The organism is Pantoea sp. Tr-811, from assembly GCF_011752535.1.
Taxonomy (GTDB): Bacteria; Pseudomonadota; Gammaproteobacteria; order Pseudomonadales; family Pseudomonadaceae; genus Aquipseudomonas.
In genome coordinates this window covers 97,698-117,530 of the sequence record NZ_VWXJ01000010.1, presented here as the reverse complement: position 1 = coordinate 117,530, position 19,833 = coordinate 97,698, and the positions used below count along the sequence as shown (strand labels likewise).

Below are 19,833 nucleotides of genomic sequence, written 5' to 3'. Positions count from 1 at the left end.
ATGGCTAAGGTATTCGCAATCGCGAACCAGAAAGGTGGTGTCGGCAAGACCACCACCTGTATCAACCTCGCAGCATCGCTGGCCGCGACCAAGCGTCGTGTGCTGCTGATCGACCTCGATCCGCAGGGCAACGCCACCATGGGCAGCGGTGTGGACAAACACGAACTCGAGCATTCGGTCTACGACCTGCTGATCGGGGAATGCGACCTTGCCCAGGCCATGCACTACTCCGAGCACGGTGGCTTCCAGCTGCTGCCGGCCAACCGCGACCTGACCGCCGCGGAAGTGGTGCTGCTGGAAATGCAGGTCAAGGAGAGCCGCCTGCGCAATGCGCTGGCGCCAATCCGCGAGAACTACGACTACATCCTCATCGACTGCCCACCGTCGCTGTCGATGCTGACGCTCAACGCGCTGGTCGCCTCCGATGGCGTAATCATTCCGATGCAGTGCGAGTACTACGCACTGGAAGGCCTGAGCGACCTTGTGGATAACATCAAGCGCATCGCTGCCCGGCTGAACCCGGAACTGAAGATCGAAGGCCTGCTGCGGACCATGTACGACCCGCGCCTGAGCCTGAACAACGATGTTTCGGCGCAGCTCAAGGAGCACTTCGGCGAGCAGCTGTACGACACGGTCATTCCGCGCAACATCCGCCTGGCCGAGGCACCGAGTTTCGGCATGCCGGCGCTGGCCTACGACAAGCAATCGCGTGGCGCACTGGCCTACCTGGCCCTGGCCGGGGAACTGGTACGCCGCCAACGCCGTCAATCACGCACTGCACAAACAACTTAAGGAATCCGCATGGCCGTTAAGAAACGGGGTCTCGGACGTGGGTTGGATGCACTGCTCAGTGGTCCTTCCGTCAGCGCGCTCGAAGAGCAGGCTGTGACGATCGACCAGAAAGAACTGCAACACCTGCCCGTCGAACTGATCCAGCGCGGCAAGTACCAGCCGCGCCGCGACATGGACCCCGAGGCACTGGAAGAACTGGCGCACTCGATTCGCACCCATGGGGTGATGCAGCCGATCGTGGTGCGCCCGATCGAAGGCAACCGCTTCGAGATCATTGCCGGTGAACGTCGCTGGCGCGCCACCCAGCAGGCCGGCCTCGACACCATCCCGGCGATGGTGCGTGAAGTGCCGGACGAAGCCGCCATTGCCATGGCGCTGATCGAGAACATCCAGCGCGAAGACCTCAACCCGCTGGAAGAAGCCCTGGCCCTGCAGCGCCTGCAACAGGAATTCGAGCTGACCCAGCAGCAGGTGGCCGATGCCGTGGGCAAGTCGCGGGTGACCGTGGCCAACCTGCTGCGCCTGATTTCCCTGCCCGAGGCGATCAAGACCATGCTCGCCCACGGCGACCTGGAGATGGGCCACGCCCGTGCCTTGCTCGGCCTTGAGGAAGATCGCCAGGAAGAAGGGGCGCGTCATGTTGTCGCACGTGGCCTGACCGTGCGCCAAACCGAGGCACTGGTGCGGCAATGGCTCAGCGGCAAACCTGAGCCGGTCGAACCGAGCAAACCTGATCCGGACATCGCACGCCTTGAACAACGGCTTGCAGAGCGCCTGGGCTCTGCCGTGCAGATCCGCCACGGCAACAAGGGCAAGGGCCAGTTGGTTATTCGTTACAACTCCCTTGACGAGTTGCAAGGCGTGCTTGCTCACATCCGCTGAAACAATTCCCGTTGTAGCGCGCAGTCGGAAATCACTACCGAAGAGTTGAATAGGGGTTAATCCACCCCTATACTCTGCGCGCATTTTGTCGGCACAAATTATGCCAAGTCATTACTGACTTGTTGGTCGACTTCCGAGGAGCAGTTGTGATGGAAATCCGCACGCCAAACCGCCTGCCTTTCCATCGCTGGGCGGTTTTTCCGGTACTGCTGGCTCAATTCGTCGTACTGCTGCTGGCAACCTTGGTGTTGTGGCAGTGGAAAGGGGCGGTCAGTGGATATTCAGGCCTTTGCGGAGGTTTGATTGCCTGGCTGCCCAATGTGTATTTCGCCTGGAAGGCTTTTCGCTTCAGCGGGGCTCGGGCGGCACAAGCCATCGTCAAGTCGTTTTACGCTGGCGAGGCAGGCAAGATGATTTTGACGGCAGTGCTTTTTGCACTGACCTTCGCAGGAGTGAAGCCACTGGCGCCGTTGGCAGTATTCGGCGTCTTCGTGTTGACCCTTTGGGTCAGCTGGTTCGCGCCCCTGCTGATGAATAAAAGACTTTCGAGACCTTAGGGCGTTTGAGGCAACCATGGCAGAAGAAACCGCTTCGGGTTATATCCAGCACCACTTGCAGAACCTGACCTATGGTCAATTACCAGACGGCAGCTGGGGCTTTGCCCATTCTGCTGCAGAAGCCAAGGCAATGGGCTTCTGGGCGTTCCACGTGGACACCCTGGGTTGGTCCGTTGCGCTGGGTCTGATCTTCCTGTTCATCTTCCGCATGGCGGCCAAGAAGGCGACTTCCGGCCAGCCTGGCGGCCTGCAGAACTTCGTGGAAGTGATGGTCGACTTCGTCCACGGCAGCGTGAAGGACTCCTTCCACGGCCGTAGCCCAGTGATCGCTCCGCTGGCGCTGACCATTTTCGTCTGGGTATTCCTGATGAACGCCGTCGACCTGGTACCGGTCGACTGGATTCCTCGGCTGGCCATCCTGATCTCCGGTGATCCGCACATTCCGTTCCGCGCCGTGTCGACCACCGACCCGAACGCGACCCTGGCCATGGCCTTCTGCGTGTTCGCCCTGATCATCTTCTACAGCATCAAGGTCAAGGGCCTGGGCGGCTTCATCGGTGAGCTGACCCTGCACCCGTTCGGCAGCAAGAACATCTTCGTGCAGATCCTGCTGATTCCGGTCAACTTCCTGCTGGAATTCGTCACCCTGATCGCCAAGCCGATCTCGCTGGCACTGCGTCTGTTCGGCAACATGTACGCCGGCGAGCTGGTGTTCATCCTGATCGCCGTGATGTTCGGCTCCGGCCTGCTCTGGCTGAGCGGCCTGGGCGTGGTGCTGCAATGGGCGTGGGCTGTGTTCCACATCCTGATCATCACCCTGCAAGCTTTCATCTTCATGATGCTGACCATCGTCTACCTGTCGATGGCCCATGAAGATAACCATTAAGACCGCCTGGCGTGTCTTGTAGCCTTCCCCGCTCGTTTGGGGGGAGGGCTTTAAAAGTCCGCAAGGGCAAGCTGTACCAAACGATTTGTTTTACCGCTTCAAACTAAAAACCTAACCAATACGACGTAAAAGTCGGGAGGAAAGATGGAAACTGTAGTTGGTCTGACCGCTATCGCTGTTGCTCTGCTGATCGGCCTGGGTGCTCTGGGTACCGCCATTGGTTTCGGCCTGCTGGGCGGCAAATTCCTGGAAGGCGCTGCGCGTCAACCAGAAATGGTTCCAATGCTGCAGGTCAAAATGTTCATCGTTGCCGGTCTGCTCGACGCCGTAACCATGATCGGTGTTGGTATCGCTCTGTTCTTCACCTTCGCGAATCCGTTCGTTGGTCAGATCGCCGGCTAATCACTCGTCTCCACGAGTTGATGGCTGTGATGAATTAAGACCGAGCGAGGTGTTGGCGTGAACATTAATGCAACCCTGATTGGCCAATCCGTTGCCTTCCTGATTTTTGTACTCTTCTGCATGAAGTACGTATGGCCTCCGGTCATCACTGCTCTGCAAGAGCGTCAAAAGAAGATTGCCGACGGCTTGGACGCTGCCAACCGCGCAGCTCGCGACCTGGAGCTGGCCCAAGAGAAAGTGGGTCAGCAACTGCGTGAAGCTAAAGCACAGGCAGCCGAAATCATTGAGCAAAGCAAGAAACGCGCTGCTCAGCTTGTCGAGGAAGCCCGTGATCAGGCCCGCGTCGAAGCTGACCGTGTGAAGGCTCAGGCTCTGGCCGAGATCGAACAGGAACTGAACAGCGCTAAAGACGCCCTGCGTGCCCAAGTGGGTGCCCTGGCCGTTGGTGGTGCTGAAAAGATCCTTGGCGCCACAATCGATCAAAACGCGCATGCGGAGCTGGTTAACAAACTGGCCGCTGAAATTTAAGCGAGGGCGATCATGGCAGAACTGACCACGTTGGCCCGACCTTACGCTAAGGCTGCCTTTGAGCATGCCCAGGCCCATCAGCAACTGGCCAATTGGTCAGCCATGCTCGGCCTGGCTGCTGCGGTGTCGCAAGACGACACCATGCAGCGCCTGCTCAAGGCCCCGCGACTGACGAGCGGAGAAAAGGCCGCCACGTTCATTGACGTGTGCGGTGACAAGTTCAATGCACAGGCACAGAATTTCATTCATGTTGCCGCGGAAAACGACCGTCTCCTGCTGTTGCCGGAGATTGCCGCCCTGTTCGACCTGTACAAGGCCGAGCAAGAGAAATCCGTGGACGTGGAAGTCACCAGTGCCTTCGCGTTGAACCAAGAACAGCAAGACAAACTCGCCAAGGTTCTCAGTGCACGGCTAGGCCAGGAAGTGCGCCTGCACGCGTCGGAGGATGCCAGCCTGATTGGCGGCGTCGTCATCCGCGCTGGTGACCTGGTAATCGATGGCTCTGTTCGCGGCAAAATCGCGAAACTGGCCGAAGCATTGAAATCTTGAGTTTGAAGGGGCAGCAGAGCAATGCAGCAACTCAATCCTTCCGAAATTAGTGAAATCATCAAGGGCCGCATCGACAACCTCGATGTGAGCTCCCAAGCCCGTAACGAAGGTACCGTTGTTTCGGTATCCGACGGTATCGTGCGGATCCACGGTCTGGCCGACGTCATGTACGGCGAAATGATCGAGTTCCCTGGCAGCGTATTCGGCATGGCCCTGAACCTGGAGCAAGACTCCGTAGGTGCAGTGATCCTGGGTGCCTATGACACCCTCGCCGAAGGCATGAGCGCCAAGTGCACCGGCCGCATCCTGGAAGTTCCAGTTGGTAAGGAACTGCTGGGCCGCGTCGTTGACGCACTGGGCAACCCGATCGACGGCAAAGGTCCTCTGGGCAACACCCAGACCGACGCGGTCGAGAAAGTAGCCCCAGGCGTGATCTGGCGTAAGTCGGTAGACCAGCCTGTACAGACTGGCTACAAGTCCGTCGACGCCATGATCCCTGTCGGCCGTGGCCAGCGCGAGCTGATCATCGGTGACCGTCAGATCGGCAAGACCGCCATGGCCATCGACGCCATCATCAACCAGAAAGACTCCGGTATTTTCTGCGTTTATGTTGCTGTCGGCCAGAAGCGTTCCACCGTTGCCAACATCGTTCGCAAGCTGGAAGAAGCCGGCGCCCTGGCCAACACCATCGTGGTCGTTGCCAGTGCTTCGGAATCCGCCGCACTGCAGTTCCTGGCGCCATACGCCGGCTGCACCATGGGCGAGTTCTTCCGTGACCGCGGTGAAGACGCCCTGATCGTTTACGATGACCTGTCCAAGCAGGCCGTTGCCTACCGTCAGATCTCCCTGCTGCTGCGCCGTCCACCAGGACGTGAAGCGTACCCAGGCGACGTGTTCTATCTCCACTCCCGTCTGCTGGAGCGTGCATCGCGCGTTTCGGAAGAGTACGTCGAGAAGTTCACCAACGGCGCAGTCACTGGCAAGACCGGTTCCCTGACCGCCCTGCCGATCATCGAAACCCAGGCTGGCGACGTTTCCGCGTTCGTTCCGACCAACGTGATTTCCATCACCGACGGTCAGATCTTCCTGGAATCGGCCATGTTCAACTCGGGCATCCGCCCTGCAGTGAACGCCGGTGTTTCGGTATCCCGCGTAGGTGGTGCCGCTCAGACCAAGATCATCAAGAAGCTGTCCGGTGGTATTCGTACCGCTCTGGCTCAGTACCGTGAACTGGCTGCATTCGCCCAGTTCGCTTCCGATCTGGACGAAGCGACCCGCAAGCAGCTGGAGCATGGTCAGCGCGTAACCGAGCTGATGAAGCAGAAGCAGTACGCGCCAATGTCCATCGCGGACATGGCCCTGTCGCTGTACGCCGCTGAGCGTGGTTTCCTGACTGACGTGGAAGTCTCCAAGGTCGGTAGCTTCGAGCAAGCACTGATCGCCTACTTCAACCGTGATCACGCCGAACTGATGGCGAAGATCAACGTGAAGGGTGACTTCAACGACGAAATCGACGCTGGCATGAAAGCCGGTATCGAGAAGTTCAAGGCCACCCAGACCTGGTAAGCCGCAGCGGGGGTTTCGGCCCCCGCTTGCTAACCTGATAGGTGATACATGGCAGGCGCAAAAGAGATTCGCAGTAAGATTGCGAGCATCAAAAGCACGCAAAAAATTACCAGCGCCATGGAGAAAGTGGCGGTCAGCAAGATGCGCAAGGCACAAATGCGCATGGCTGCTAGCCGTCCTTACGCGGAGCGTATCCGCCAGGTGATCGGTCATCTGGCCAACGCCAACCCGGAATACCGCCACCCGTTCATGATCGAGCGCCCTGTAAAGCGCGCCGGTTATATCGTGGTGAGCAGTGACCGTGGTCTGTGCGGTGGCTTGAACACCAACCTGTTCAAGGCCCTGGTCAAGGACATGAACGAAAACCGCGAACAGGGCGTTGAAATCGACCTGTGCGTGATCGGCAGCAAGGGTGCGACTTTCTTCCGCATCTTTGGCGGCAACGTCGTAGCCGCGATCAGCCACCTGGGCGAAGAGCCATCGATCAACGATCTGATCGGCTCCGTCAAAGTGATGCTGGACGCCTACCTGGACGGCCGTATCGATCGCCTCTCGGTGGTTTCGAACAAGTTCATCAACACCATGACCCAAAAGCCAACGGTCGAGCAATTGGTACCGTTGGTGGCAACCCCGGATCAGGATCTCAAGCACCACTGGGATTACCTGTACGAACCCGACGCAAAAGAGCTGCTGGACGGCTTGATGGTGCGTTACGTGGAGTCGCAGGTGTACCAGGCGGTGGTCGAGAACAACGCTGCTGAACAAGCGGCCCGGATGATCGCCATGAAGAACGCCACAGACAACGCCGGTGATTTGATCAAAGAGCTTCAGTTGATCTACAACAAGGCGCGTCAGGCTGCGATCACCCAGGAGATCTCGGAAATCGTCGGCGGCGCTGCCGCGGTTTAACGGTTCAAAAATTCAGAGGATCCAGCTATGAGTAGCGGACGTATCGTTCAAATCATCGGCGCCGTCATCGACGTGGAATTCCCACGTGACGTCGTGCCGAGTGTTTACAACGCGCTGAAAGTACAAGGCGCGGAAACCACCCTGGAAGTTCAGCAGCAGCTGGGCGACGGCGTGGTTCGTACCATTGCGATGGGCTCGACCGAAGGCCTGAAGCGCGGTCTGGAAGTCGTTGACTCCGGCGCTGCCATTTCCGTTCCAGTTGGTAAGGCCACCCTCGGCCGTATCATGGACGTACTGGGCAACCCAATCGACGAAGCCGGCCCGATCGGCGAAGAAGAGCGTCGCGGTATCCACCAGCCAGCGCCTTCGTTCGCTGACCAGGCAGGCGGCAACGACCTGCTGGAAACCGGCATCAAGGTTATCGACCTGGTTTGCCCGTTCGCCAAGGGTGGTAAAGTTGGTCTGTTCGGTGGTGCCGGCGTCGGCAAGACCGTAAACATGATGGAACTGATCCGTAACATCGCCATGGAACACAGCGGTTACTCCGTGTTCGCTGGTGTGGGTGAGCGTACTCGTGAGGGTAACGACTTCTACCACGAGATGAAGGACTCCAACGTTCTCGACAAAGTAGCGCTGGTCTACGGTCAGATGAACGAGCCACCAGGAAACCGTCTGCGCGTAGCGCTGACCGGCCTGACCATGGCTGAGAAGTTCCGTGACGAAGGTAACGACGTTCTGCTGTTCGTCGACAACATCTATCGTTACACCCTGGCCGGTACCGAAGTATCCGCACTGCTGGGCCGTATGCCTTCGGCAGTAGGTTACCAGCCGACCCTGGCTGAAGAGATGGGCGTTCTGCAAGAGCGTATCACTTCGACCAAAGAAGGTTCGATCACCTCCGTTCAGGCCGTATACGTACCTGCGGACGACCTGACCGACCCGTCGCCTGCGACCACCTTCGCCCACTTGGACGCCACCGTCGTTCTGTCCCGTGACATCGCCTCCCTGGGTATCTACCCAGCGGTCGACCCACTGGACTCGACTTCGCGCCAGCTGGACCCGAACGTGATCGGCACCGAACACTACGAGACTGCTCGTGGCGTTCAGTATGTTCTGCAGCGCTACAAAGAGCTGAAGGACATCATCGCGATCCTGGGTATGGACGAACTGTCGGAAACCGACAAGCAACTGGTAGCCCGCGCTCGTAAGATCCAGCGCTTCCTGTCGCAGCCGTTCTTCGTGGCCGAAGTCTTCACCGGTTCGCCAGGCAAGTACGTTTCCCTGAAAGACACCATCGCTGGCTTCAGCGGCATCCTCAAAGGTGACTACGACCACCTGCCAGAACAAGCGTTCTACATGGTCGGCAGCATCGACGAAGCGATCGAGAAAGCCAAGAAACTGTAATCCCGGCGCCCCGAAAGGGGCGCTAATCAGGTTGAGGCAAGCAGATGGCTATGACAGTCCATTGCGATATCGTCAGCGCGGAAGGAGAAATCTTCTCCGGCCTGGTCGAGATGGTAGTAGCGCACGGCAACCTGGGCGATCTGGGTATCGCTCCAGGCCACGCGCCGCTGATCACCAATCTCAAGCCTGGTCCGATCACGCTGACCAAGCAGGGTGGCACTCAAGAGGTGTACTACATCTCTGGTGGCTTCCTCGAAGTGCAGCCAAACATGGTCAAGGTTCTTGCCGACACCGTGCAGCGTGCTGCCGACCTGGACGAAGCTCAAGCTCAGGCCGCCCTCAAGGCTGCCGAGAACGCGTTGAACACTAAAGGCTCGGACTTCGACTACGGCGCTGCTGCCGCACGTCTGGCCGAGGCTGCTGCTCAGCTGCGTACTGTCCAGCAATTGCGCAAAGGCAAGTAACCCGCCCCGGGCCGGTAACCTGCATTGCGATTGAGTTAAAGGGTAGCCTCGGCTACCCTTTTTCTTTTTCAGAATTCCCCGCTTCGGTCATCCCTGACCGCCCAGGATCGGTAGCCAGTCAATGTCCCTCGATATCGTCATTCTCGCCGCAGGCCAAGGCACCCGCATGCGCTCCGCGCTGCCCAAGGTGCTGCACCCGGTGGCCGGCAACTCCATGCTCGGCCATGTTATCCACAGTGCCCGCCAGTTGCAGCCGCAAGGCATCCACGTGGTCATCGGCCACGGTGCGGAACTGGTGCGTGAGCGCCTGGCGGCAGACGACCTGAACTTCGTCATGCAGCAGCAGCAGCTGGGCACCGGCCACGCGGTGGCCCAGGCACTGCCGGCCATTACCGCCGACACGGTGCTGGTGCTGTACGGGGATGTGCCGCTGATCGAAGTGGAAACGCTGCAGCGCCTGCTGGCCAAGGTCAGCGACCAGCAGCTGGGCCTGCTCACCGTGACCCTGCAGGACCCGACCGGTTATGGCCGTATCGTGCGCGATGGTGCTGGCCAGGTAACTGCCATCGTCGAACACAAGGACGCCAGTGACGCGCAGAAGGCAATCAAGGAAGGCAATACCGGCATCCTCGCCTTGCCTGCCGCGCGCCTTGCTGACTGGATGGGCCGTTTGTCCAACAACAACGCCCAGGGCGAGTACTACCTGACCGACGTGATCGCCATGGCTGTGGCCGATGGCCTGGTGGTCGCCACCGAGCAGCCCCACGACCCGATGGAAGTGCAGGGCGCCAACGACCGTCGCCAGTTGTCCGAGCTGGAGCGCCACTACCAGCTGCGCGAAGGGCGCCGGCTGATGGCCCTGGGCGTGACCCTGCGTGATCCAGCGCGCTTCGATGTGCGTGGCGAGGTGAGCGTGGGTCGTGATGTGCTGATCGACATCAACGTGATCCTCGAAGGCAAGGTGGTGATCGAGGACGACGTGCAGATCGGCCCGAACTGCGTGATCAAGAACAGCACCTTGCGCAAGGGTGTGGTGATCAAGGCCAACAGCCACCTGGAAGGTGCGGTGATGGGCGAGGGCAGCGATGCCGGCCCGTTCGCCCGCCTGCGCCCGGGCAGCGTGCTGGAGGCCAAGGCCCATGTGGGTAACTTCGTGGAGCTGAAGAACGCGCACCTGGGCGAAGGTGCCAAGGCCGGCCACCTGACCTACCTGGGCGATGCCGAAATCGGTGCGCGCACCAACATTGGCGCTGGCACCATCACCTGCAACTATGACGGCGCCAACAAATTCAAGACCGTGATGGGCGAGGACGTGTTCATCGGCTCGAACAACTCGTTGGTCGCGCCTGTGGAAATCAAGGCCGGTGCCACCACCGCTGCCGGTTCGACCATCACCCAGGCGGTTGAAGCCGGTGATCTGGCGGTGGCCCGTGCGCGCCAGCGCAACATCTCGGGCTGGAAGCGCCCGGAGAAGATCAAGAAAAGCTGAGTTATACACAGCTGATTCAATCGAAAGCCGGCTTATGTGAATAAGCCGGCTTTTTTATGGTCTGTACAAATCTCCTTGTAGGAGCGGGCTTGCCCCGCGAACACCGGCAGAGCCGGTGCCATCCACCGCAGTGCCTGCTTCGCGGGGCAAGCCCGCTCCTACAGAGGCGGGACTTTCTGCTTGGAAATTTTATCCACAGCTTGACGAAACGCCCATCTTAGGTTTTGATTGCAATCATTATCTTTCGAATCGAAACTTAAACGCTCATGTCGAAACGAAACACCCCCCAACGCCGCCACAACATCCTCGCCCTGCTCAGCGAGCAAGGCGAAGTCAGTGTCGACGCCTTGGCCAAGCGTTTCGAAACCTCGGAAGTGACCATCCGCAAGGACCTCGCAGCACTTGAGGCCAATGGGCTGCTGCTGCGCCGCTATGGTGGCGCGGTGCCGGTGCCGCAGGAAATGCTGGGTGAAACCGTGCAGCCTGTGTCCGCCTACAAGAAGGCCATCGCCCGCGCCGCCGTGGCCCGCATCCGCGAACATGCGCGGATCATCATCGACAGCGGCAGCACCACGGCGGCCATGATTCCCGAGCTGGGGCGCCAGCCAGGTTTGGTGGTGATGACCAACTCGTTGAATGTGGCCCGCGCCATCAGTGATCTGGAGCACGAACCTGTGCTGCTGATGACCGGCGGCACCTGGGACCCGCACTCCGAGTCGTTCCAGGGCCAGGTCGCCGAGCAGGTACTACGCTCTTACGATTTCGACCAACTGTTCATCGGCGCCGATGGCATCGACCTGGGCCGTGGCACCACCACCTTCAATGAACTGCTGGGCCTGAGCCGGGTCATGGCCGAGGTGGCCCGGGAAGTGATCGTGATGGTCGAGTCCGACAAGGTGGGGCGCAAGATCCCCAACCTTGAGCTGCCTTGGGGCAGCGTGCACACCCTTATTACAGACGAGCGCCTGCCCGAAGCGGCACGCGAACAGATTCAAGCCCGCGGCATCAACCTGATCTGCGCCGCGATCAGCCAGGAGCAATAACCATGTGTGGAATCGTTGGTGCCGTAGCCGAGCGCAACATCACAGCCATTCTCATCGAAGGCCTCAAGCGTCTTGAATACCGTGGGTACGACAGCGCCGGCCTGGCGGTCTACACCCAGCAGGGCGAGCTGCAACGCCGCCGCCGCATCGGCAAGGTCGCCGAGCTGGAAGCCGCCGTTGCCGCTGAGCCGCTGAACGGCCAGCTGGGCATCGCCCACACCCGCTGGGCCACCCACGGTGCCCCCACCGAAGGTAACGCCCACCCGCATTTCTCCGCCAACGAAGTGGCCGTGGTGCACAACGGCATCATCGAGAACCACGAAGAACTGCGTGAGGAGTTGAAGGGCCTGGGCTACGTGTTCGCGTCGCAGACCGACACCGAAGTCATCGTTCACCTGATCCACCACACCCTCAAGACCGTTGCGGACCTGGCCGATGCGCTGAAGGTCGCGGTCAAGCGCCTGCACGGTGCCTATGGCCTGGCACTGATCAGCGCCAAGCAACCGGACCGCCTGGTCGCGGCCCGCAGCGGCAGCCCACTGGTGATCGGCCTGGGCCATGGCGAGAACTTCCTGGCCTCCGACCAGCTGGCCCTGCGCCAGGTAACCGACCGCTTCATGTACCTGGAGGAGGGCGATATCGCCGAAATCCGCCGTGACCAGGTACAGATCTGGAACCAGGCCGGCCAGCCGGTGCAGCGTGAAGCCGTGCAGTACCACGAGGGCGCGGAAGCCGCCGACAAGGGCGCCTATCGCCACTTCATGCTCAAGGAAATCCACGAGCAGCCAACCGTGGTTCAGCGCACCCTGGAAGGCCGCCTGGGCAAGGACCACGTGCTGGTCCAGGCCTTCGGCCCGCAAGCTGCCGAGCTGTTCGCCAAGGTACGCAACGTGCAGATCGTCGCCTGCGGCACCAGCTACCACGCCGGCATGGTTGCCCGTTACTGGCTGGAAAGCCTGGCCGGCATCCCCTGCCAGGTGGAAGTGGCCAGCGAATTCCGCTACCGCAAGGTGGTGGTACAGCCTGACACCCTGTTCGTCTCGATCTCCCAGTCTGGCGAAACCGCCGACACCCTGGCGGCCCTGCGCAACGCCAAGGAGCTGGGCTTCCTCGGCAGCCTGGCTATCTGCAACGTGGGCATCAGCTCGCTGGTACGCGAGTCCGACCTGACCCTGCTGACCCTGGCCGGCCCGGAAATCGGCGTGGCCTCGACCAAGGCCTTCACCACCCAGCTGGTTTCGCTGATGCTGCTGACCCTGGCCCTGGGCCAGGTGCGCGGCAGCGTGGAAGCGGGCGTGGAAGCCTCGTTGGTGGAAGAGCTGCGCCGCCTGCCAACCCGCCTGGGCGAAGCGCTGGCGATGGACAGCACCGTGGAGAAGATCGCCGAGCTGTTCGCCGACAAGCACCACACCCTGTTCCTCGGCCGTGGCGCGCAGTACCCAGTGGCCATGGAAGGTGCGCTCAAGCTCAAGGAAATCTCCTACATCCACGCCGAAGCCTACCCGGCCGGTGAGCTCAAGCACGGCCCGCTGGCCCTGGTGGACAGCGACATGCCGGTGGTGACCGTGGCGCCGAACAACGAACTGCTGGAAAAGCTCAAGTCCAACCTGCAGGAAGTGCGTGCCCGTGGCGGTGAGCTGGTGGTGTTTGCCGACGAGCAGGCCGGTATGAGCAATGGCGAAGGCACCCACGTGATCAAGGTGCCGCACATTGCCGATGAGCTGGCGCCGATTCTCTACACCATCCCGCTGCAATTGCTGTCGTACTACGTGGCGGTGCTCAAGGGCACCGACGTCGACCAGCCGCGCAACCTGGCCAAATCGGTGACGGTGGAGTAAGCCACCGGGCCTTGCCTGCGTGACCGTGGCCTCCTACGGGGGCCACGGTCTTCCTCACACCTGCTCTGGCACCACCAGCCACTTCTTGAAACGTGCCGGCGAGCCCGCGTACAGCGCATTGGGCGGAACATCCTCGGTCACCACGCTGTTGGCGGCAACCACGCTATTGCACCCGATACTCACACCCGGTAGCACCACACACCCGGCGCCGATCCAGGCGTTGTCGCTTACCGTGATCGGTGCAGTGAAATCGTTGCTCTTGCGCCGCTCTGGGTGAACATCGTGGCTGGTGGTGCACAAGCGCACCTGCGGGCCAAGCATGGCGTAGCGGCCGATGCGAATGGGCGCTTCGTCCAGGAACACGCAGCCGCTGTTGATGAAGGCGCCTTCGCCCAGCTCCAGATTGCCCTGTTCGAAGTAGAACGGCGGACGAATGACCACCTTGCCTTCGGTACTGATGCCCACCTTGGCCATCAGGCGGTTGGACACCTTCTTGCCCAGGTCGTGTGTGTCGAGCAGGCGAATGTACTGGCGAGGGGTGAGGGTACGTTTGAGCTTGGCGATGAATAGCAGCACGCGAAGGTTCCGGGCCTGAAACTGTGAGTGTGAACAAAGGTTATCGGTAGCACTTCGCTTGGCTGAAGAGGGCAATTCCGACACAACCTTGCACTGTGGTGTAGGAGCGAGCGCAGCTCGCGATGGGCTGCAATGCAGCCCCGGCGTTATTAGCCGCGAAGCTGAGGCCCTGCTGGGGCCGCTGCGCGCCCCATCGCGAGCTACGCTCGCTCCTACCGGTGCCCCACCGCTGCCCTGGCGGCGGGCGTTATCAGTACCGCTGAACCCAGCCGACGGAGCGCAGCGGCGCATTGGATGAACCTGCCCTATAGTCAGGTGCGCGGCGCAGGCAGTGCCGTGACAGTCGATGACAGGGAGGTCGGTTCATGGCCAGCACTCATCGCTCCAGGCTCTTTCATGCGTGGCTGCGCGACATCGGCAACGACCCGCTCAAGTGCGCCCTGTGGGGGGCCAGCGCCCTTGCCATTGCCTTCATGGCACTGCAGGACAACCTGCACGGTGATCTTCAATCGTTCTGCATCACCGCCTCGGCATCGCTGCTGGCCGAAGGCTGGGCGTTGCTGCGGCTGTACTACGCGAGCATGGACCTTGGCGGCTTCATTGCCGCGGTGGGCCTGATGTTGATCGCGATGATGTCACCGGCGCTGTACCGGCCTTTGCTCGGCCTGTGGGCGCAGGGCCGTGGGCCGGCAACCGTGGCGTTCTTGCTCGGCTATTTCTGGGTGTGGCTGCTGGGCTGTGCGCTGCTGCTGATGGTGGCCCTGTTGCTGGTGTCATTCAGCGGGTCGGAACTGGCGGCCGGGTTGTTGGCGTTGCTGGCGGGAGGGGTGTGGCAGTTCAGCGCCTTGCGCGCCCGAAGCCTTGACCACTGCCATCTGCAACCTGGCGCGAAACGCTCGGGCCTGCTGGGGCCGGCTCAGGCAGGCGGGCTGGGCGTGATGCACGGGCTGTGGTGCTGCGCCACCTGCTGGCCGTTGATGTTGATCGCGTTTTGCCTGCCAGCGGTGCACGTGCCCTTGATGCTGGCCGGTGCCGTCATCATCGCCCACGAGCGCAGCCAGCACCTGCACACCTGAGCGCGGCGGCAAAGCCGCCGCGCTGGCGCTGGGTCAGAAGGTTTCCAGCTTGAACGGCACCTCGGTTGGCGTGGCAGTGGCGGCCGCGGCATTACCGCTGGCCAGCAGGCCAGCGCCGCTGGGGCGCTTGAGCACCGTGTCGCGGGTCTGCACCTCCACCTCGATGCCGCTTTCATCGATTGCCGTGTTGTTGGCGTTCAGCGGCAGCTTGAAGGTGGCGGTGGCTTCCAGGTGAGTCTGGCAGTTCATGCAACCTTCGACGTGCCAACGGCTGAGGATCGGCCGGGTGCCCAGGTACTCGCGCTTGCCGTCGACCGTGGCATAGGCGCTGATCAGGAACGAGCCACGGATCTTGCCCCGGTTGATGCGGCTGACCCGCAGCGTCTTGCCTTCAGGCTGCACCGCACCGGCCATGAACAGTGCCTGCTTGGTGCGTTGGGCGTAGGCGTCCAGCGAGCCCTTGCCGTAGACGTAGCCGAGCTGCTTCTCGATGTTGATGCAATCGGCCGTGGTGAACGGCTTGCCATCAGCCTTGACGAAGGGGTCGAGGGTGGTTTGCAGGCCGAGGATGGCGTTCGGGTCCAGGCCTGCTGCGCCCGCGGGCGGTTGCACGCCGTCAGGCTTGTAGTAGCTGGCGCCGGGGTCCTTGGCGTCGATGCTGAACTCATCGGTAGCGCCTTGCCGGCGTTGCCAGGTCCAGAACACGTAGTCGATGAAGCAGTGGTGGAAGAAGAAGATCGGGTCCAGGCCAGCGGTTTCGTTCTCGCCCATGTCGCCATTGGCCCCAGGGATCGCCGAGCTGTCGCCTTGGCCTGGGTAGTCGAAACCGCCCACGGCCAGGTGCATGAAGTTGTGTGGCTCCTCCAGTGACACGTAGTGGGTGCCAGCGGGGGCGCTGGCATTGCTGGCGGCGGTGGAGGTGGTGTTGGAGAACAGGGTGTAGGTGGGCGCATCCAGGCAGCTTTCGAAGCGGCTGAACACTTCACCGCGCCATTTGCCGCCGATCTTGATCTTGCCGCTGAGCCAGGTGCTGATGTTGTCGTTTAGGTACTTCACGTTCTGCACGTGGTTGGGGAACCGGCTGTTGTGCAGCTTGGTGGCGATACGGTCGGCTTCGGTGCCCACCAGGCCGGACAACGGGTAGCGCACCGTTTCGTAGCCTTCGGGCTTGCTGTAGATGATCGGCGTGCCCTTCACCTCGTCGACGATGGCCTTGGGGAACACGAACGAGCGCAGGGGGTTCTCGATCCGCTTGCCATCGAGCACGAAGAACTCCTGGGTCAGTGCCGAGGGCAGGCCTTTTTCCCGCGACTCGTCGCTGCATTCATCCCAGAACGGCAGGGTGACGTCCTTGCACCCGGGGATGCTGCGCAGGGCCTCTTCCAGGCGCCACAGGTAGGCGCGGTGCCAGCTGGGGAACAGCACCGTGCCGTGCTGGCAGTAGCCGCCCCACCAGTTGGGGTCGGTCTTGCCCTGGTCACGGAATGGCTCACCGTGCAGGCCGCCGAGGGTGAAGAAGGAGTTGGGGTCGTTTGCGGGCAATTCCTTGATGCCTTTCCAGGCACGAACCAGGTTTTCCAGCTCGGTTTTGTTGCCCTGATCGTAGTCGTGCTGGATATCGCTGAGTGAACGGCGGACACGCGGGGTGGATGACATGGTGAACCTCCTTGTTGCCGATGGCCCCCATTATTCGGGGGTATTTACTGCTCCATGCGACAGCATATCCGGCCTTTGCCAAAGCGCCTGGCCAGACGCCAAACGGTCGCTTCGCTTGTTGATTGATCGCGCCTGCGCATCAATTAATGAAAAATGAACGATTATCTCCAGCGCCCGTTTCACCCATCATTCCGGAAATAAGCACTTACAATTATTAAGAAACGCTGGAGATCCACCATGAGTCTGCCGTCACGCTCGGCCTCCGAGGGCAAGTCCAAGGCCAGTATGGTCTTCCGGGTCACGTCCGGGAATTTCCTCGAACAGTTCGACTTCTTCCTGTTCGGCTTCTATGCCACGCACATTGCGGCGGCGTTCTTCCCCGCCTCCAATGAATTCGCCTCGTTGATGATGACCTTCGCCGTGTTCGGCGCAGGCTTCCTCATGCGCCCGCTGGGTGCGGTGATCCTGGGTGCGTACATTGACGATGTGGGCCGGCGCAAAGGGCTTATCGTCACCCTGGGAATCATGGCCAGCGGCACCTTGCTGATCGTGCTGGTGCCCGGCTACGCGAGCATCGGCTTGCTGGCGCCGGCACTGGTATTGATCGGGCGCCTGCTGCAGGGCTTCTCGGCCGGTGCCGAGTTGGGCGGGGTGTCGGTGTACCTGGCCGAGATGGCCACACCCGGGCACAAGGGTTTCTACGCCAGCTGGCAGTCTGCGAGCCAGCAGGTGGCGATCGTGGTTGCCGCCGCGCTGGGCTTTGCCCTGAACGAGTGGCTGTCGCCTGCCGACATCTCCCAGTGGGGCTGGCGCGTGCCGTTCGCTGTGGGCTGCATGATTATCCCGGTGATCTTCCTGTTGCGGCGTAACCTGCAAGAAACCGAAGAGTTCGCGGCTCGCGAGCACCGCCCAACCATGAAACAGGTAATGGCTACGTTGTTGGCCAACGCCGGGGTTGTGCTGTTTGGCATGCTGATGGTCGCCATGACCACCACGGCGTTCTACATGATTACCGTATACGCCCCGACCTTCGGCAAGACCGTGCTGCAACTGAGCACAGGCGATGCGCTGCTGGTGACCTTGCTGGTGGCGGTGTCGAACTTCATCTGGCTGCCCATCGGCGGCACCCTCAGTGACCGTTTCGGGCGCAAGCCGCTGTTGCTCGCCATGTCGCTGATGACCTTGATCACCGCCTACCCGGCACTGACCTACCTGGCCCAGTCGCCGAGCTTTGGCCACATGCTTGAAGTGCTGCTGTGGTTCTCGTTCCTGTATGGCATGTACAACGGTGCGATGATTCCGGCGTTGACTGAAATCATGCCGGTGGAAGTGCGGGTGGCGGGCTTCTCGCTGGCCTACAGCCTGGCCACTGCGCTGTTCGGCGGGTTCACCCCAGCCATCTCGACCTGGATGATCCATGAAACCGGCGACAAGGCTGCACCGGCCTACTGGCTGATGGTTGCCGCGCTGTGCGCATTCGTCGCGACCTGGTTGCTCTACCGCCGCCTGGCTAATCGCGTACCGGTGACCGTATGAAGGCCGCGTTCAAAACGGTACTGGCAGCCGCCCTGGTTGCCAGCTGCAGCCTCGCTGCCCAGGCAGCGGAGTTGACGGTAATGACCTCCGGCGGCTTCACTGCCGCCTACAAGCAGCTCGGCCCCCAGTACGCCACGCAAAGCGGTGACACCCTGGTGACGGTACTCGGCCCTTCCATGGGCAAGGCTCCGGAGGCCATCCCCAATCGCCTGGCGCGCGGTGAGCATGCTGATGTGGTGATCATGGTCGGCTACGCGCTGGATGAGCTGATCCGCCAAGGCAAGGTCGACCCGGCTTCGCGGGTAGAGCTGGCGGACTCGCGCATTGGCATGGTGGTGAAGGCAGGGCAGGCCAAGCCTGCGATCGGCACCGCCGCCGAGCTCAAGCAAGCTCTGCTGGCGGCGCGGTCGGTAGCCTACTCGGACAGCGCCAGCGGCGTGTACATCGAGAAGCAGCTGTATAAAAAGCTGGGTATCGAAGACCAGTTGGTTGGCAAGAGCACCATGATCGAGCGTATCCCGGTGGCCTCGCAGGTTGCCCAGGGCACCTACCAGCTTGGCTTCCAGCAGGTGGCCGAACTGCTGCCAGTGCCAGGCGTGACCTACGTGGGCAAGATTCCGGAAAGCTTGCAGTCGGTGACCCGCTTCGCCGCTGGTGTGCCGAAAAACGCCGAGCATCCGGCTGAAGCGAAGCAGTTGCTGCAGTACCTTTCCTCGCCCGGCGTACAACCTGCGGTACGCGCCACCGGCCTGGATTCAGTCGCCCGGTAGCACCCCGGGCAGTTCGCGAATCAGCCGTTCCATCTCAAGTGCCGCTGGGGTCAGCGTGCGGCCGCGGCGCTTGAGCAGGCCCATCTTGCGCGTGACCTGCGGTTCGACCAGTGCAATGCTGGCGAGTATCGGGTGCGGCGTCATCGGCAAGGCGATCGAGGGCACCGCGGCAATGCCCAAGCCCGCTTCGATCAGGCCCAGCAGCGTGGTGACGTGGCGGGCCTGGCACACGCTTTCCTTCTCTATCTTCATGCCACTCAAGGCCCTGTCCAGCACCAGGCGGTTGCCCGAGGACTTGCCCAGGGTGATGTAGTCGTGCGTGTAGGCTTGCGCCCAGGTCACCTGTTCGTACTCGGCCAGCGGATGGTCCCGGCGGCAGGCGATCACGTAGCGCTCTTCCAGCAGCACGCTGAAGTCGATTTCCGGGGCAAGGTTGCCGGTGAAGCTCAGGCCAAAATCGGCCTCGCCGGATGCCACGGCGGCGCTCACTTCGTTGGCGGAAGCGTCGTACAGGTTGATGCGCACCTTTGGGTACTGAGCATGGAAGGCGCGAATCGCGTGGGGCATGAAGTAGTAGGCGGCAGAGGGTACGCAGGCGATGGTCAGGTTGCCGGTGCGCAGCGAGCCACCGTCGCCGACACTGAGCAAGGCCAGGTCGAGGTCATCGAGCAGGCGCTCCACCTGGGGCAGGAAGGCGCGCCCCACGTTGGTCAGCGACACCTTGCGCGTGGTGCGTTCGAGCAGCTTCACGCCCAGCGCCGACTCGAGCTTTTCGATGCGCCGGCTCAGGGCCGACTGGGTGATGCGGATGGTGTCGGCAGCGCGGCGGAAGTTGCCTTGCTCGACAACGGCGCGAAAAGCCTGCAGGTCGTTCAGGTCGAAGTTGATGCTCACCCGGTGGGCTCCGCTG

At 61.5% G+C, this 19,833-nt stretch carries 20 protein-coding genes; 17 read left to right on the top strand and 3 right to left on the bottom strand.

What is annotated here, in order from left to right:
• The 14 genes from F3J44_RS16655 to glmS all read left to right on the top strand — a co-directional run bounded on the left by F3J44_RS16655 (window position 1) and on the right by glmS (window position 13,309).
• A complete protein-coding gene (locus tag F3J44_RS16655) occupies window positions 1–792 on the top strand; it encodes a ParA family protein (RefSeq protein WP_167063662.1) in 792 nt (263 codons plus the stop codon).
• A gap of 9 nt (window positions 793–801) precedes the next feature.
• Complete coding sequence (locus tag F3J44_RS16650) at window positions 802–1,674, top strand: ParB/RepB/Spo0J family partition protein (RefSeq protein WP_167063658.1); 873 nt, start codon at window positions 802–804, stop codon at window positions 1,672–1,674.
• A 149-nt stretch (window positions 1,675–1,823) separates the two neighbouring features.
• Window positions 1,824–2,231 (top strand): F0F1 ATP synthase subunit I, encoded by a 408-nt coding sequence (locus F3J44_RS16645; protein WP_043199916.1) that lies wholly within the window; start codon window positions 1,824–1,826, stop codon window positions 2,229–2,231.
• A gap of 16 nt (window positions 2,232–2,247) precedes the next feature.
• Window positions 2,248–3,117, top strand: coding sequence for a F0F1 ATP synthase subunit A (atpB, locus tag F3J44_RS16640; protein WP_167274165.1), 870 nt, complete (start codon window positions 2,248–2,250; stop codon window positions 3,115–3,117).
• Between the two features lie 144 nt (window positions 3,118–3,261).
• On the top strand, window positions 3,262–3,519 hold the full coding sequence (atpE, locus tag F3J44_RS16635) for a F0F1 ATP synthase subunit C (RefSeq protein ID WP_003097235.1): 258 nt from the start codon (window positions 3,262–3,264) through the stop codon (window positions 3,517–3,519).
• 57 nt (window positions 3,520–3,576) lie between these two features.
• On the top strand, window positions 3,577–4,047 hold the full coding sequence (locus tag F3J44_RS16630; RefSeq protein WP_027917106.1) for a F0F1 ATP synthase subunit B: 471 nt from the start codon (window positions 3,577–3,579) through the stop codon (window positions 4,045–4,047).
• A gap of 12 nt (window positions 4,048–4,059) precedes the next feature.
• Window positions 4,060–4,596 (top strand): F0F1 ATP synthase subunit delta, encoded by a 537-nt coding sequence (locus F3J44_RS16625; RefSeq protein ID WP_167274163.1) that lies wholly within the window; start codon window positions 4,060–4,062, stop codon window positions 4,594–4,596.
• A gap of 21 nt (window positions 4,597–4,617) precedes the next feature.
• The gene (gene atpA / locus F3J44_RS16620) at window positions 4,618–6,162 is read left to right on the top strand and encodes a F0F1 ATP synthase subunit alpha (RefSeq protein ID WP_085676550.1); all 1,545 of its coding nucleotides are present in this window, start codon (window positions 4,618–4,620) and stop codon (window positions 6,160–6,162) included.
• A gap of 48 nt (window positions 6,163–6,210) precedes the next feature.
• Entirely contained in the window at window positions 6,211–7,071 is an 861-nt protein-coding gene (atpG, locus tag F3J44_RS16615) for a F0F1 ATP synthase subunit gamma (RefSeq protein ID WP_013974905.1), read from the top strand.
• 27 nt (window positions 7,072–7,098) lie between these two features.
• The gene (gene atpD, locus F3J44_RS16610) at window positions 7,099–8,475 is read left to right on the top strand and encodes a F0F1 ATP synthase subunit beta (RefSeq protein ID WP_167274160.1); all 1,377 of its coding nucleotides are present in this window, start codon (window positions 7,099–7,101) and stop codon (window positions 8,473–8,475) included.
• Window positions 8,476–8,519: 44 nt separating this feature from the next.
• On the top strand, window positions 8,520–8,939 hold the full coding sequence (locus F3J44_RS16605; RefSeq protein ID WP_167063652.1) for a F0F1 ATP synthase subunit epsilon: 420 nt from the start codon (window positions 8,520–8,522) through the stop codon (window positions 8,937–8,939).
• A gap of 121 nt (window positions 8,940–9,060) precedes the next feature.
• A complete protein-coding gene (gene glmU / locus F3J44_RS16600) occupies window positions 9,061–10,428 on the top strand; it encodes a bifunctional UDP-N-acetylglucosamine diphosphorylase/glucosamine-1-phosphate N-acetyltransferase GlmU (protein ID WP_167274157.1) in 1,368 nt (455 codons plus the stop codon).
• 266 nt (window positions 10,429–10,694) lie between these two features.
• Window positions 10,695–11,471, top strand: a complete 777-nt coding sequence (locus F3J44_RS16595; protein WP_167274154.1) for a DeoR/GlpR family DNA-binding transcription regulator — start codon at window positions 10,695–10,697, stop codon at window positions 11,469–11,471.
• A gap of 2 nt (window positions 11,472–11,473) precedes the next feature.
• Window positions 11,474–13,309 (top strand): glutamine--fructose-6-phosphate transaminase (isomerizing), encoded by a 1,836-nt coding sequence (gene glmS / locus F3J44_RS16590; RefSeq protein ID WP_167274151.1) that lies wholly within the window; start codon window positions 11,474–11,476, stop codon window positions 13,307–13,309.
• A 54-nt stretch (window positions 13,310–13,363) separates the two neighbouring features.
• Here glmS and F3J44_RS16585 read toward each other — a convergent pair whose 3' ends face one another.
• Window positions 13,364–13,885 carry a DapH/DapD/GlmU-related protein gene (locus tag F3J44_RS16585; RefSeq protein ID WP_205299938.1) on the bottom strand — a complete coding sequence of 174 codons (522 nt, stop codon included), beginning with the start codon at window positions 13,883–13,885 and terminating at the stop codon, window positions 13,364–13,366.
• A 365-nt stretch (window positions 13,886–14,250) separates the two neighbouring features.
• Between F3J44_RS16585 and F3J44_RS16580 the strand changes: the two genes are divergently transcribed.
• Complete coding sequence (locus F3J44_RS16580) at window positions 14,251–14,961, top strand: DUF2182 domain-containing protein (protein ID WP_167274148.1); 711 nt, start codon at window positions 14,251–14,253, stop codon at window positions 14,959–14,961.
• Window positions 14,962–14,994: 33 nt separating this feature from the next.
• Here the strand turns inward: F3J44_RS16580 and F3J44_RS16575 are convergent, their stop codons facing one another.
• On the bottom strand, window positions 14,995–16,617 hold the full coding sequence (locus F3J44_RS16575) for a tyrosinase family protein (RefSeq protein ID WP_167274144.1): 1,623 nt from the start codon (window positions 16,615–16,617) through the stop codon (window positions 14,995–14,997).
• A 237-nt stretch (window positions 16,618–16,854) separates the two neighbouring features.
• Here F3J44_RS16575 and F3J44_RS16570 point away from each other — a divergent pair, with 237 nt between their 5' ends.
• Window positions 16,855–18,153, top strand: a complete 1,299-nt coding sequence (locus F3J44_RS16570; protein WP_167063634.1) for an MFS transporter — start codon at window positions 16,855–16,857, stop codon at window positions 18,151–18,153.
• Entirely contained in the window at window positions 18,150–18,923 is a 774-nt protein-coding gene (locus F3J44_RS16565) for a substrate-binding domain-containing protein (protein WP_167063631.1), read from the top strand. Before F3J44_RS16570 ends, F3J44_RS16565 begins: the two co-directional genes overlap by 4 nt.
• Here the strand turns inward: F3J44_RS16565 and F3J44_RS16560 are convergent.
• Entirely contained in the window at window positions 18,909–19,817 is a 909-nt protein-coding gene (locus tag F3J44_RS16560) for a LysR family transcriptional regulator (RefSeq protein ID WP_167274141.1), read from the bottom strand. The two genes, F3J44_RS16565 and F3J44_RS16560, sit on opposite strands and share 15 nt — an antisense overlap.
• Between the last annotated feature and the right edge of the window lie 16 nt (window positions 19,818–19,833).